We start from the raw sequence: 13382 nt of genomic DNA on the forward strand, positions 1-13382 counted from the left end.
TGCCGGGCTCCCTATATGGAGTTCGGGACATCAGCAGAAGGTATCTGGTTCAGCCATGTTCTGGCGCAAGTCACCCAAGACCGCGACGAAGGATCAATCGGAGGCGCCGTTCAAAACTGGCGCTGGGCCGGTTGCCGAACGTGGGCAGGGCACCGCTGCGGCCGAGCAGCAGGCGAAGGGCGGCGCTGTACGCGCCGGCACTTCCTCCGATGCCGATGTGGCAGACTTCATCACCCGCATGAAAACCATGGCGCCGGCTGCCACGGGAGAACGTGGGCGTCTGGTGTTTGCCATGGATGCCACTATGAGCCGGGCCGCAACCTGGGAAATGGCGCTGGCGCAGCAAAGCGAGATGTTCGCAGCGGTGAAGTCCGTTGGCGGGCTTGATGTGCAACTCATGTATTTTCGCGGCACGTCGGAGTGTCGGGCGTCAAAGTGGGTGTCCGATCCCGAAGCGCTGGCGCGGTTGATGCGTTCCGTTTCATGCGCCGGGGGATTGACGCAGATCGGTCGTGTGCTGGTGCATGCGCTGGATGAAAGCGCGCGGCGCAAAGTCAACGCGCTGGTCTATGTCGGCGACAGCATGGAGGAAGATATCGACCACCTGTGTGCCCGTGCTGGTGAACTGGCGCTGCTTGGCGTGCCGGTGTTTTTGTTCCAGGAAGGCGACGATCCGGTTGCGTCGCGCACGTTTCGCGAGATTGCGCGCATCACCAACGGCGCCTATTGCCGTTTCGATCGCGGCTCGGCACGGCAGTTGCGTGATCTGCTGATGGCGGTTGCGGTTTATGCTGCCGGTGGCCGCAAGGCGCTGCTGGCGCTGGTTGAACAGAAAAATGCCGGTGCGCGGCTGTTGCTGCAGCAGCTTGGCGGTGGAGCTGCGGGCGCCTGATGGGTTTGGCTTATCTGATCTTGGGCCTGTTCGGCCTGGCCGTCGGATTGTTGGTCATGCGTTCATTCGCGCATGCCAATCCGACCTCCGTTGCGAGGCGGACCCGCACCGGGGCTGGTATTGCAGCGCTGGGTGTCGCCGCCCTGTTGTTTCTGCGCGGGGGCGGCGCCATTGCGGTGCCGTTGGCGATGCTTGGTTCGTGGCTGATATGGGGCCGGGCAACGCCGCCATGGCTGGGCGGCGGCGGCAACGCGCGGCGCACGCCGGGGCAATCATCCGCTATCGTCACCGATCATCTGGAAATGGAGCTGGATCACGATACCGGCGAGATGCACGGGCGGGTCCTGAAAGGCATGTTCGCCGGACGGTCTCTTTCAGCGCTCAGCCCGACGGATCTGGCGTTGCTTTGGCAGGATTGTCGCCATACCGATGGACAGTCGGCGCAACTGCTTGAAGCTTATCTTGACCGTATTCACCCCACTTGGCGCGAGGATATGGCGCGGGGGGAGTCGGCGATGAGCGGCGGCCCGGGTGGACGCATGACGCGCGAGGAGGCGCTGGAAATTTTGGGGCTGGCACCGGGAGCGGACAGCGCGGCCATTCGGCGGGCGCACCGCGAACTGATGCTGAAGATGCACCCCGATCGCGGTGGATCGACATATCTGGCGGCGAAGATCAACGAAGCGAAGGACGTCGCGCTCGAAGCCTTGAACCGCTGACGCCGTTAAGCTGCAAAGCTGCAAAGTTTACCGGCGCGGGGCATTTTGCTCTGCTCCGCGCGGAAATTCCGGCTCGCGGGCGCCGCTATTGTGCCCTGATGACGAAGCAGTCGATCTGCACCGTTTTCATCTGCGAGCAGGTGTTGTTCGCGGCCGTCGCATCGAAACCGCGGAAGCGGGCGCGATAGAGCTGGCTGCCGCCGCTCTTTACCGGCACGGACACTGACGCGTAGCCATCAAGCATGCCACCAAGACGCTGGCGGGCTTGCATCATGCGCCGTTCAGCTTCGGCGGCATTGCCAAATGCGCCGATCTGGATTTCAAACGGGCCGCGCGGAGCACCGCGTGCTGCGGTTCGTGTTGCTGGCGGCGGCAGCGCCTGGGGTGGCGGCTGCATCGGGCGCGTGTCCACCCGTTCAAGATGGGCTGCCTGCGCTTGGAATGTCGAAGGTCTCAGCGCTCCGGTTTCCGGTACGAAACGTGGCGCAAACTCCTGCGCCGGTGGCCGGGGGGCAGCGCGCAATGGAGCAGTCATGCCGGCGGAGGCGAATTGCTGACGGCGCTGGGGCTCGGCCTGCTCTTGTGGAGCGTTTCCGATTTGCACCGGCCGAACCTTTGCCATTGCGATCGAGGATCGGCCGCGATCCGCAGAAGCTGCGGGCGGTGGGGGGGGAGCGGGACGCGCTTGCGGTGGCGGAGCCAATTCGGCGCGGGCCTGCATCTTCGGGCGTTGGGCTGGCTGCGGTGGTGGAGCTGCACGCGCGACCAGAGCGCTTGCAGGTACGCGGGTTTTGGTGCGAGACGCCTTGGCGAACGAACGGCCGATGATCTTCTGCATTTTCGCGTTGCGCGTGGCAGCGGATTTACCGCCGAACACGGCCGCTACGACATGCTTGCCATCGCGGCGCACCGACGAAACCAGATTGAATCCAGACGCGCGCGTGTAGCCGGTCTTGATGCCATCGGTGCCCTGATAGCGGTGCAGCAGCGTATTGTGGTTGCGGTAGGATTTGCCACGGAACGAGAATGAGCGCGTCGCGAACAGCTTATAGTGACTGGGGAAATCGTCCTGCAGCCGCAGGCCCAGGGTGATCATGTCGCGCGCTGTCGTCAGCTGGCTGCTATCGGGCAGGCCGGACGCGTTGCGGAAAGTTGTCTGGCGCATGCCGAGTGTGCGCGCCTTCTGCGTCATCAGGCGCGCGAAATTAGGCTCCGATCCGCCGATGTGCTGGGCCAGTGCCACGGCGACGTCATTGGCGGATTTAGTGACGAGCGCCCGGATGGCCTCCAGAACCGTCAGCTCCTCACCGGCTTTCAGGCCCAGCTTGGAAGGCGGCACGGCGGCGCCCTCAGCGGTCATTCGTATCTTCGAGCCATAGCTCAACCGGCCCATCTCGATGAGCTCGAATGTCATATAGAGCGTCATCATCTTGGTGAGAGATGCGGGATAGACGGGGCTGTCGGCGTTCTCGGTGTGGAGAACCGCGCCGGTGTTGGCATCGACAACCATGGCGGCGGAGCGGGGCGTCTGGGCTTGGGCGCCGGGTGAAGCGGACAGAAGCACCGAAGCAATGATCGCGGCGGCGAACATTGTGCGCTGCCAACGATTGGCAGGCTCCAGACAGCCGACAGACTTCAATACGCCGAACATCAAACGCAAACTCACTCACCCTTGCGAAGCCTGAGCTGGAAGCTTTGAGCTGTCCGGCCGCGCACGGAACGCATTACTCATACCAAGGGAAGCAGACGTCCCCAGGCGAAGCGCCATATGCCGACGGATGGCATAACGGAGCATCGCTTTTGGGCCTCTTTACGGCGCTTTAACCACAAGCGTCGGCATCGAGGCCCGGTTCGCTCATCCAGAGCGCCTGTCCCAAATTCAACATAGCGCAGTGATGCTGCGGCTCAGTTAATGACCCGATGACCATATCCCAGCGGTCGTGGCTGGCCCTTATATTGCAGTGCGAAAAAGAACTTGAAAATTTGTGCGGTGCGTATAACGATGATTTCAGGGTGATGGTCCCGATTGGACCAGGGGGCACTGCGAATAGTGCGTTTTTTTCCTTCGACAGTCTCTAGGACACGGATGGCACCATGATTAAAAATTTTGAAGACATGCAGAAGCTGGGGCAGACCAACGTCGATACGGCCATGAAGCTGTTCGGTGAGTGGAACAAGAGCTGGCAGGTTATTGCTGCGGAGATGAGCGACTATACGAAGCGCTCCTTCGAGGAGAGCACGGCTACGCTGGAAAAGCTGATGTCTTCGAAGTCGGTCGAGCAGGCCGTCGAGATCCAGACCAGCTACGCCAAGCGCGCCTATGACGACTATATGCAGCAGGTCTCCAAGATCGGCGGCCTTTATGCGTCGATGGCCAAGGATGCCTACAAGCCGGTCGAAAAGATCCTGCAGAAGGGCGCCTGAGAGTTTCTCCCGGCGCAGCAGTTAATTTTACTGCGGCATTGAATTCCAAGGCCCGGCACTCGCCGGGCCTTTTTTGTGTCCGCTTGCCACCCCATCATAAGCTTCCGGAGATGTTGGAGCGTTACGATGGCCAACTTTCGCGGATAGCACCGGGAAGGCAGGAGAATACTTCTGACAGAGCATTTGCAGCCAGGCGTGCGCTTGCGTATCGTCGGCGCTTGCAAGGCGCATATGCGCTGGATTGGCAATGGGTTGGCGGATTCGCGCCAATCAGGGACGGACGTAACCTTTTATGTCGAAGATGTTGACGCTGCGCCGGCTGACGGTGGCATCGAAAGGCGGCAAGAGCGACCCACCGGGCGCAGAGCCGCCGGACGGTGGGCGGGGAAACGAGGACGGCCGCACAGGGCTGGCCACGAAAACGCGCCCCAAGACCAAAAAGCCAAGCCTCTACAAGGTTCTTTTGCTCAACGACGACTACACGCCAATGGAGTTTGTCGTTTTGGTTCTTGAGAAGTTTTTTGCCAAAGGCCCCGATGAAGCCACACGTATTATGCTCCATGTCCATCACAAGGGCGTGGGCGTGTGTGGTGTCTATCCATACGAGGTCGCTGAAACAAAAGTGACGCAAGTCATGGATTTTTCACGACAGAACGGTCATCCTCTTCAGTGCACCATGGAGAAAGAGTAGGTCTGCCTTGCCGTCGTTCTCAAAGAGCCTGGAAAGTGCCCTACACCGCGCCTTGGAAGCTGCGAACGAGCGCAGCCACGAGTACGCTACGCTCGAACATTTGCTGCTGGCTCTCCTAGATGATCGCGATGCCGCGGCAGTCATGCGAGCGTGTACGGTCGATCTCGACACGCTGCGTTCACGGCTTGTCAATTATCTGGACAACGACCTAGCGGCGTTGGTTTCACGCGATGCAACCGAGGCGCAGCCGACAACCGGCTTCCAGCGCGTCATTCATCGCGCGGTTGTGCATGTGCAATCATCCGGCCGTGAGGAAGTGACTGGCGCCAATGTGCTGGTCGCGATCTTCGCCGAGCGTGAAAGCCATGCCGCGTACTTCCTGCAGGAGCAGGACATGACCCGCTTCGATGCGGTTCAGTACATTTCGCATGGCATCGCCAAGCGGCAGGGAATGTCCGAGCCGCGCAGCGTGCGCGGTGTGGACGAGGACCAGACCGTGGAGGGCGAGGAGCGCAAACCCGGTCAGGACGCGCTCAATACCTATTGCGTCAACCTCAACCGCAAGGCGCGCGACGGCAAGATCGATCCGCTGATCGGCCGCGAGCAGGAAGTGCTGCGTACGATTCAGGTGCTATGCCGCCGCCAGAAGAACAACCCGCTGCTGGTGGGTGATCCGGGCGTTGGCAAGACGGCGATCGCTGAGGGTCTTGCGCGCAAGATCATCAAAGGCGAAGTGCCGGAAGTGCTGCAGGACGCAACCATCTTCGCGCTCGACATGGGCGCGTTGCTGGCTGGCACCCGTTATCGCGGCGACTTCGAAGAGCGCCTGAAGGCGGTGATGAAGGAGATCGAGAACTATCCGGGCTCGATCCTTTTTATCGACGAGATCCACACCGTTATCGGTGCTGGCGCAACTTCGGGCGGCGCGATGGATGCATCGAACCTTCTGAAACCGGCGTTGCAGTCGGGCAGCGTGCGCTGCATCGGCTCGACGACGTACAAGGAATATCGCCAGCACTTCGAAAAGGATCGCGCGCTCGTGCGGCGGTTCCAGAAGATCGACGTGAAGGAGCCCTCGATCGAGGATGCCGTCGCGATCGTGAAGGGTTTGAAGCCCTACTTCGAGGACTTCCACAAGCTGAAGTACACCAACGATGCCATCCGCACGGCGGTGGAGCTTTCAGCGCGCTACATCCACGACCGCAAGCTGCCCGACAAGGCGATCGATGTGATCGACGAGACGGGCGCTTCGCAGATGCTGCTGCCGGAAAACAAGCGCAAGAAGAAGATCACCGTAAAGGAGATCGAGGCCACCATCGCCACGATGGCGCGCATTCCGCCGAAGACCGTTACCAAGTCCGATGCAGAAGTTCTCATCAATCTTGAGAAGGATCTGAAGCGGGTCGTCTTCGGGCAGAATGCTGCGATCGATGCGCTTTCGTCAGCGATCAAACTTTCGCGCGCTGGCCTGCGTGAACCGGAAAAGCCGATTGGCTGCTATCTGTTCTCCGGCCCCACCGGCGTCGGCAAGACGGAAGTTGCCAAGCAGCTTGCCGATCTGATGGGCATCGAGCTGCTGCGCTTCGACATGTCGGAATACATGGAGAAGCACACGGTCTCGCGTCTCATCGGTGCGCCTCCGGGATACGTCGGCTTCGATCAGGGCGGCCTGCTGACGGATGGCGTCGATCAGCATCCGCACTGCGTGCTGCTGCTCGACGAAATCGAGAAGGCGCATCCGGACCTGTACAACATTCTGTTGCAGGTCATGGACCACGGCAAACTGACGGACCACAACGGCAAGTCGGTCGATTTCCGCAACGTCATTCTCATCATGACGACCAACGCGGGCGCTTCCGATCTGGCCAAACCGCCGATGGGCTTCAACCGCGTGCGGCGCGAAGGTGAGGACAGCGATGCAATCAATCGCATGTTCACGCCGGAGTTCCGTAATCGTCTTGACGCCGTCGTGCCGTTTGCCGGTCTGCCACCGGAGGTGATTTCGAAGGTGGTCGACAAGTTCGTCTTCCAGCTCGAAGCGCAGCTTGCAGATCGCGGCGTCATGATCGAACTGTCGGAAGAAGCCACTCAGTGGTTGGCCGAAAACGGTTACGACGAGAAGTTCGGCGCCCGTCCGCTGGCCCGTCTCATCCAGGAGAAGATCAAGCGGCCGCTGGCCGATGAGCTTCTGTTCGGCAAGCTGGAGCATGGCGGTACGGTGAAGGTCGTCGTCGAGGGCGAAGGCGCCGAGCGCAAGCTGGCGTTTGAGTTCCTGGCGAGCGAGCCGGGCAAGCGGGCCAAGGCCAAGCGCTCCGAGGAAGAAGACGAGGACGAGGGCGAGTTGCAGTCAGAACTCGTCGATGCTGTGCCATCACGCAAGGCCTTGCCGTCGCCTAAGGAGCGCGGTGGCAAGGGTTCCGGCGCAGTGCCTAACGTGCCCCGTCGCGGCAAGGACGAATAATTCTCGTTCGCCCGCACATTGAAGATAAAAAAAGCGCCGGAGTTCTCTCCGGCGCTTTTTTGTTGAGCTATTCGAGATGCTCAGTTCTGCGCGCATGGTGCGCGGTTGCTGCGCACCGTTATTTGGCTTCGGCCATGGAAGCGTCGACGGCATCGAGCGCGCGGGCCGAATAGACCAGTGCGGCGCCTGCGTTCATGGCGATGGCAACGCCCAGGGCTTCCGCAACCTGTTCCTTGGTGGCGCCGTTCTCGACCGCCTTTTGTGCGTGTACTGATATGCAGCCGTCGCAGCGCGTCGTCACCGCGACCGCGAGCGAAATCAACTGCCGGGTTTTCTCGTCAAGTTGCGCGGTTTTGGCGCCAGCGCCGCTGGCCATCATGTAGCCGCCAACGGAGTCGGGTGAAAGCTTGCTGAGTTCGCCAACGCGACCCATCAATGCGTTGCGATACTTAGCCCAGTCGACCAGTGCCATGATTTTCTCCTTGGAGTGCTTTTGTTGTTGGTTGCGAGTGTCGCTGGCTATCAGTTCGCCAGGGCGCGGTTGGCGGATGCACCGGTGAAGGTTGTCCGGGCTGAATCGATCGCGGTCACCTGCACAGCGTTGTTGCCGTCCGGATCGTTTGAATAGGTGAAGCGCAGGTTGGGATTTGTGGAAATCGAGATGCCTAGATCGGCGTTGAAGATGAGTTCGTCGCCGCGCTTCACTTCAATGTCGCGGATGAACCATGCCGGCACATAGCCGCGCGAAACCTGATCGATCTGCAGGCCGCTGTTGTTCGGATGCTTGATCATCACCACGCCGTCACGCAGCGCTGCATGCGCCTGTTCCGGTTCGTAGCTTCTGACCATCATCTTGCCGATGTCGGCGTTGGCGCCGTCAGCATCCTTCGGCGCCGGGGCGGAGCAGCCGCCCGATGCCTTCACGAACGCTTTGGCCATGTGCAGCTTGCCATCTTCTGTTTCGACAATCGCACGAATGAAGGTGTAGGTGTCGACGCGGACGCGCGTTGTCATGCGGCGCTCACCGCCGCTGCCAGCAGCCGGGCCGAAATCGAACTTCGCAGCGATCGGGGCCGGGTTCTTGTCGATGATCAGTGACATTGAGCGCAACGGTCCCTGCACGGTGGCGGGAACGCTGATTGTGATCGGAACAACGGCGGGATCTTCGGCGCGCTCGGGTGCTTCAATCGTCACTACGCCATCGCCTTCGACAATCTGGCGATCACCGAAAACGCTCTTCTGCAAATCCGGCCACGGATCGTCGTCATCGTTGGCGATGGCTGCAACCGGCATGGCAAGCATCAGGGCGGTGGCGACGCCCGCGATGCGGCGAACAGTAAAACATGATGCGATCTTGCTCAGCATGTGCGTCTCCGTCCCTGATTTGCGAGGCCTGATTTCTGGCGCCCTGATTTCTTGCTTATTCCCATTCCAGTTCGGCGAACGCGGCGGTTACGTTACGCACGTGGTACTGATCGAACATTTCCCACTTGCCGCGTTCTGATTGTCCGGCTGTCTTGGTGGCGTCGGAAAGGGTTTTTCCTTCGGCAATGAGTTTGCGGACATCGCCCGCCACCGTCTGCCAATAGCGTTTCTCGTCCGCCAGCGCGGCGGGAATTTCCATGCTGGCTGGCCCATGTCCGGGCACAACCCGCGCAGGCGGGCTGCTTTCAAGCTTGTCGATCACAGTCAGCCAGCCGCGCAGCGAGCCGTCAAGCGTCGGGATGTGTTCCGAAAACAGAAGATCGCCGAGAAACATCGTTCCGGTTTTGGCGTCCGTAACGATCAGGTCGTTGTCCGTGTGGGCTGCGGGTTGCGCTTCCAGCACAAGTTCGCGGCCGCCAAGATCCAGCGTGAGTTTGTCTTGCACCGGAAGCGTCGGCAGCACGATCTCAGTGCCCTCGAAAGCCGCTTCACCAAGTGCTGCTTTGGTGTTGTTGAGATAGGTTTCCGCGCGCGCTGAGAGGCCGCGCGCCATCTTGTGGTGCGCCACAAACTCAGGCTTGTCATCGCGGAAAGCAATGTTGCCGAACACGTGATCGGGATGCATGTGCGTATTGATCACATAACGGATCGGTTTGTCGGTGATGGCCTTGATGGCTGCCCGCATGTCTGCGCCGACCTGCGCACTGCCGAGCGTATCGATAACCGCAACCGCATCATCGCCCACGATGAAACCGGCGTTCGACATGTCGCCACGGTTATCGGCCGACTGCAACTCGTGGCGGCCGGTGTGGACATAAACGCCCGGCGCGATTTCGCTGAACGACATAGCTTTCGCCGCCGGGGCTGCGGCGGTGAGGCTTTCAGCTGCCAGCGCCGCAAAGTGCCCCCATAGCGGCACGGAGGAAATCGCCATGCCGGCTATCAGCAACTCACGGCGTGTCAGACCGGGCAGCCGATGCCGCGGCCACAGCGAAAATGTTTCCTGCTCCGGCCCGGTGCCGAATGCTGCTTTTTCGTTTCTTGTTCTTGCAGGTGGCACCATGGTGCCTTCCTCCCAAACGGATCGGATTTATCAGGCGTCATTGCGTGAGATGCTGTCCAGAAGCTGGCGGAATACTGGCTTAATGACACTCGGGTCTTTCAGCGCCCATGCAACAACGCTGGCGCCCTGCAGTGTGCTGAGCAAAAGCAGAGCGGATCGCTTTGGCGGCGCAAATAATGTGATTTCACCGTTGGCCGCGCCGTTGCGCAGCACCGTTTCCAGCCAGTCGACATGCAGCTCGAAAAACGCCTTCACGCGCTTTTGCATGGAAGGGGGCAGATAGGCGGCATCAGCGGCGAGCGCACCACACAGCGGCATCTGCCCTTCGGCGAGACTGCCCGAAAAGAAATCGCCATAGGCGCGGAGCTGTTTCGTGGCAGCGCCACCGGAGGCCGAAAGCTCGGCAAGCTGAGCGCGGAAGCGTTCGAGATAATTTTCGATCAGCGCGTTGCCCAGCACTTCCTTGGTGGAAAAGTGATGGTGGATGCTGGCCTTGCGAATGCCGACCCGCTCCGAAAGATCGCCATAGCTGAAGGCGGCATATCCAAGCGTGCGCACCAGCGTTTCAGCTTCGGCAAGCAGGGCGGTGCGGGTGTCGATGGCATTGCTCATGGCTTGACGCTACCTACCAGTAGGTAGGGCGTCAAGTGGATTGCACCGTCCGTGTGCAAAACATCCTGGGCGCTAGTGTATGGCGCGTGGTGTCTTTGTGTTGCGTTGCAGCATAGCTGCGGCGCCAGTGTGAGGTCGCGAGATGGTTCCTATAATCAATTGCGCTCCGCGAGCGTCACCCAAGGCGCCGGGCAAGCTGAAAGCGTTGTCGGCTTGCATCAAACGTGTGGAATGCAAGTGGTTGAGCCTTCTCACCGAAAGTGATGATTTCCTCCACCGCCGCACCTGCGTAAAGTCGCGCGCAAAGAAACGGGTTCGGGGGAAGTTCCATGGCTATGGCCGACGCGCAGAAGGCAACGGCGGAGCCGGATAGCGGCATCAGCGGCGAGGAGCGGCGCGTTATTTTCGCTTCGTCGCTCGGCACGGTGTTCGAGTGGTACGATTTTTATCTCTACGCCACGCTGGCACCGTTCTTTGCCGCGCTGTTCTTTCCGCCGGGCAACGATACCGCCGCGCTGCTGTCGGCCTTCGCCACCTATGCCGCCGGATTCCTCGTGCGTCCGTTCGGGGCCATCGTCTTCGGCCATCTGGGCGACATCGTCGGGCGCAAGCACACGTTCCTCATCACCATCCTCGTGATGGGCATCTCCACCTTTGCGGTCGGCCTGCTGCCGACATTCTCCGACAGCACAATCCTCGGATACGAGATCCCCGGCATCGGTTGGGCGGCGCCGGTGCTGCTTGTCATCCTGCGCCTGCTGCAAGGCCTGGCGCTCGGTGGCGAATACGGCGGCGCGGCCACCTATGTGGCCGAGCATGCGCGGCCACATCGGCGCGGCTTTGCCACGTCGTGGATACAGACAACTGCAACGCTGGGATTCTTTCTGGCGCTCGTCGTCATCGGTCTGTGCCGGTTCTATTTCTTCGACGCCGAGACTTTTGCCGAATGGGGCTGGCGCGTTGCGTTCCTTGTTTCAATCGCACTGCTGGGATTCTCGGTTTACATCCGCCTGAAGCTGAATGAGAGCCCTGTGTTCGCGCGCATGAAGGCGGAAGGGAAAGGCTCCAAATCGCCGATCCGCGACAGCTTCTTCCGCTATCCGAATAATAAGTTTGCGCTGCTGGCCCTGCTTGGCGCCACGGCGGGGCAGGGTGTGGTGTGGTACACGGGGCAGTTCTATGCGCTGTTCTTCCTCACCATCACCACCAAGGTTGATCCGCTCTATGCCTATATGCTGATCGCTGGCTCGCTGATCATCGGCACTCCGTTCTTCATTTTCTTCGGCTGGCTGAGCGACCGGATCGGCCGCGTCAAGATCATCCTTGCCGGCTGTCTGATTGCGGCGCTGACCTACTTCCCGCTGTTCGGATTGCTGGCGCAGTCGGCCAATCCTGATCTGGCTGCTTTCCAGCAGCGGACGACCATCACGCTCAGCGTCGATCCTGCGCAATGTAACTTCCATATCTTCGTCGGGCCGTGGTCGCAGTTCACCGAATGCGATCGCGCGAAGGATCACATCAGCAAGCTCGGCGTTTCATTTGAGACGCACGATGGCGGAGCAGGCGCGCCGGTTGTGCTGAACATCAACGGTACCGAAGTGACGCCCTACACCGCCGACACCTACAACGCGGCGCTGGTCGCGGCAGGTTATCCGAACCTTAAGGCGGAGCAGGTTGAAGGCCGCACGGTGTTCACGCCCATCCCGGCCGATCCGGACAAGATCGCGTGGGGCACAGTGCTGGCGATCCTGTCGTTGTTCCTGATCTACGTGGCGATGGTGTATGGCCCGATAGCGGCGTTCCTGGTCGAACTGTTCCCGACGCAGATCCGCTACACCTCGATGTCGCTGCCCTATCACATCGGCAACGGCTGGTTTGGCGGCATGCTGCCATTGCTGGCGACGGCAATCGTGGCATGGTCCGGCAACATCTATGCCGGGCTCTGGTATCCGGTCATCGTGGCGCTGGTCACATTCGTGATCGGTCTGCTGTTCCTGCCGGAAACGAAGGACCGCGATCTGGACGATGTGTCAGGCAGCCGGACTGATGCCACGGGGTGACAGCACTTGTTCGTTTGCCCGTGGCGCGTCAGGTGGATGTGGAGAAATGAAGTCCGGGATCGGATCTTTTTAACCAAACGGTTAGATAATGGGGCACTGGCGCGCCGGTGTGACTGTCGGCGTGCGTTGATCCGACTGCTGGCAGGAGACAGTTATGACAAGCCGTTGGTTTCAGTGTTTTGTCTGCGCGGCGGTTGCACTTGTGACCGCATCGGCGATGGCAATGTCCTTCGCCCCCGCTGCGATGGCGGACGGCTATTGGCATGGCGATCGCGGCAGCAGCGCGCCACGGGCGTATCGCTCGCGTCCGTACGTGGTGAAGCGCTTTTATAACCCGAACGGCATTCCCGGCTTCCGCGGGCCAATTCGCTATTACAGCAGCAACAATCCCTGCACTTACGGCGATTGTCAGTGTCTGCGCGGCGTCGCACTGCGCACCGGCAATCAGGTCTGGTGGGATCGCTATCAGGCGTGCAGCGGCGGTTGAGTGCGGATCACTGGCACGCTGCGAACTTGAGACAATAAAAAGCCCGGCCGCTGTTCGCGCCGGGCTTTTTAAGTTTGCTGGGTTTGCCGCTAACCGGCGAGCGCGGCGCGCACCTTCTCGGCGTGTGCTGCCAGTATTTCAGGCTTTTCCATGTCGCGGCCGTGGGCCTGCAACGGTATGCCCTCATGACGCGGGATGATGTGGAAATGCAGGTGGAACACAGTCTGCCCGCCGGCCGGCTCGTTGAACTGCATGACGGTTACACCATCAGCGTCGAACGCTTTCGTCACCGCTTTGCCGATCCGCTGCAGCAGTGGCGCGATTTTTCCGAGCACTGCGGGGGCGGCATCAAGCAGATTGCGCGATGCAGCTTTCGGCACCACCAGCGTGTGGCCCGGCGCCTGGGGCATCACGTCCATGAATACAATCGCGTCGTCATCTTCATATACGCGATGGGATGGGATTTCGCCGCGCAGGATCTTCGCGAACACGTTGCTGTCGTCGTAGGACATGGGGCCTCCAAAACGGAAAGTCGCGCAACTGCGCGG

General features: G+C 60.7%; 13 protein-coding genes. 7 read left to right on the plus strand and 6 right to left on the minus strand.

Annotated features, from left to right (window positions below):
* Positions 1-55 precede the first annotated feature (55 nt).
* Entirely contained in the window at positions 56-892 is an 837-nt protein-coding gene (locus tag QEZ49_RS10665) for a VWA domain-containing protein (protein WP_280386740.1), read from the plus strand.
* Entirely contained in the window at positions 892-1611 is a 720-nt protein-coding gene (locus tag QEZ49_RS10670) for a DnaJ domain-containing protein (RefSeq protein ID WP_280386741.1), read from the plus strand. Before QEZ49_RS10665 ends, QEZ49_RS10670 begins: the two co-directional genes overlap by 1 nt.
* 85 nt (positions 1612-1696) lie before the next feature.
* Here the strand turns inward: QEZ49_RS10670 and QEZ49_RS10675 are convergent, their stop codons facing one another.
* The gene (locus QEZ49_RS10675; RefSeq protein WP_280386742.1) at positions 1697-3277 is read right to left on the minus strand and encodes a D-alanyl-D-alanine carboxypeptidase; all 1581 of its coding nucleotides are present in this window, start codon (positions 3275-3277) and stop codon (positions 1697-1699) included.
* A gap of 428 nt (positions 3278-3705) precedes the next feature.
* On the opposite strand from QEZ49_RS10675, the gene QEZ49_RS10680 reads away from it, so the two are divergent.
* The 3 genes from QEZ49_RS10680 (at position 3706) to clpA (ending at position 7187) form a co-directional block, all read left to right on the plus strand.
* Positions 3706-4035, plus strand: a complete 330-nt coding sequence (locus QEZ49_RS10680; RefSeq protein WP_068460183.1) for a phasin family protein — start codon at positions 3706-3708, stop codon at positions 4033-4035.
* Positions 4036-4327: 292 nt separating this feature from the next.
* Positions 4328-4726: an ATP-dependent Clp protease adapter ClpS gene (gene clpS / locus QEZ49_RS10685; protein ID WP_245281820.1), complete on the plus strand. Its 399-nt coding sequence runs from the start codon at positions 4328-4330 to the stop codon at positions 4724-4726.
* A 7-nt stretch (positions 4727-4733) separates the two neighbouring features.
* Entirely contained in the window at positions 4734-7187 is a 2454-nt protein-coding gene (gene clpA, locus QEZ49_RS10690) for an ATP-dependent Clp protease ATP-binding subunit ClpA (protein ID WP_280386746.1), read from the plus strand.
* Positions 7188-7305: 118 nt separating this feature from the next.
* Here the strand turns inward: clpA and QEZ49_RS10695 are convergent, their stop codons facing one another.
* From QEZ49_RS10695 to QEZ49_RS10710, 4 genes are read right to left on the minus strand one after another with little or no spacing between them, the layout of a single operon-like run.
* The gene (locus tag QEZ49_RS10695) at positions 7306-7659 is read right to left on the minus strand and encodes a carboxymuconolactone decarboxylase family protein (protein ID WP_173954481.1); all 354 of its coding nucleotides are present in this window, start codon (positions 7657-7659) and stop codon (positions 7306-7308) included.
* Between the two features lie 50 nt (positions 7660-7709).
* Positions 7710-8552: a quinoprotein dehydrogenase-associated SoxYZ-like carrier gene (locus QEZ49_RS10700; RefSeq protein WP_280386748.1), complete on the minus strand. Its 843-nt coding sequence runs from the start codon at positions 8550-8552 to the stop codon at positions 7710-7712.
* Positions 8553-8607: 55 nt separating this feature from the next.
* Entirely contained in the window at positions 8608-9675 is a 1068-nt protein-coding gene (locus QEZ49_RS10705; RefSeq protein ID WP_280386751.1) for a quinoprotein relay system zinc metallohydrolase 2, read from the minus strand.
* A 30-nt stretch (positions 9676-9705) separates the two neighbouring features.
* Complete coding sequence (locus tag QEZ49_RS10710) at positions 9706-10287, minus strand: TetR/AcrR family transcriptional regulator (RefSeq protein ID WP_280386752.1); 582 nt, start codon at positions 10285-10287, stop codon at positions 9706-9708.
* 329 nt (positions 10288-10616) lie between these two features.
* Between QEZ49_RS10710 and QEZ49_RS10715 the strand changes: the two genes are divergently transcribed.
* A complete protein-coding gene (locus QEZ49_RS10715) occupies positions 10617-12347 on the plus strand; it encodes an MFS transporter (protein ID WP_280386753.1) in 1731 nt (576 codons plus the stop codon).
* 223 nt (positions 12348-12570) lie between these two features.
* The gene (locus tag QEZ49_RS10720) at positions 12571-12834 is read left to right on the plus strand and encodes a hypothetical protein (protein WP_280386755.1); all 264 of its coding nucleotides are present in this window, start codon (positions 12571-12573) and stop codon (positions 12832-12834) included.
* An 89-nt stretch (positions 12835-12923) separates the two neighbouring features.
* On the opposite strand, the gene QEZ49_RS10725 is transcribed toward QEZ49_RS10720, so the two are convergent.
* Positions 12924-13346 carry an HIT family protein gene (locus QEZ49_RS10725; RefSeq protein ID WP_280386756.1) on the minus strand — a complete coding sequence of 141 codons (423 nt, stop codon included), beginning with the start codon at positions 13344-13346 and terminating at the stop codon, positions 12924-12926.
* Positions 13347-13382 lie beyond the last annotated feature (36 nt).

It is taken from the genome of Hyphomicrobium sp. D-2 (assembly GCF_029872155.1).
Taxonomy (GTDB): Bacteria; Pseudomonadota; Alphaproteobacteria; order Rhizobiales; family Hyphomicrobiaceae; genus Hyphomicrobium_A.

Bases quoted from the DNA above. Each gene is read 5' to 3' on its own strand.
- QEZ49_RS10665 (WP_280386740.1), top strand. From the start codon at position 56: ATGTTCTGGCGCAAGTCACCCAAGACCGCGACGAAGGATCAATCGGAG.
- QEZ49_RS10705 (WP_280386751.1), bottom strand. From the start codon at position 9,675: ATGGTGCCACCTGCAAGAACAAGAAACGAAAAAGCAGCATTCGGCACC.
- QEZ49_RS10670 (WP_280386741.1), top strand. From the start codon at position 892: ATGGGTTTGGCTTATCTGATCTTGGGCCTGTTCGGCCTGGCCGTCGGA.
- QEZ49_RS10695 (WP_173954481.1), bottom strand. From the start codon at position 7,659: ATGGCACTGGTCGACTGGGCTAAGTATCGCAACGCATTGATGGGTCGC.
- QEZ49_RS10725 (WP_280386756.1), bottom strand. From the start codon at position 13,346: ATGTCCTACGACGACAGCAACGTGTTCGCGAAGATCCTGCGCGGCGAA.
- QEZ49_RS10715 (WP_280386753.1), top strand. From the start codon at position 10,617: ATGGCTATGGCCGACGCGCAGAAGGCAACGGCGGAGCCGGATAGCGGC.
- QEZ49_RS10720 (WP_280386755.1), top strand. From the start codon at position 12,571: ATGTCCTTCGCCCCCGCTGCGATGGCGGACGGCTATTGGCATGGCGAT.
- QEZ49_RS10710 (WP_280386752.1), bottom strand. From the start codon at position 10,287: ATGAGCAATGCCATCGACACCCGCACCGCCCTGCTTGCCGAAGCTGAA.
- QEZ49_RS10680 (WP_068460183.1), top strand. From the start codon at position 3,706: ATGATTAAAAATTTTGAAGACATGCAGAAGCTGGGGCAGACCAACGTC.
- clpS (WP_245281820.1), top strand. From the start codon at position 4,328: ATGTCGAAGATGTTGACGCTGCGCCGGCTGACGGTGGCATCGAAAGGC.
- QEZ49_RS10700 (WP_280386748.1), bottom strand. From the start codon at position 8,552: ATGCTGAGCAAGATCGCATCATGTTTTACTGTTCGCCGCATCGCGGGC.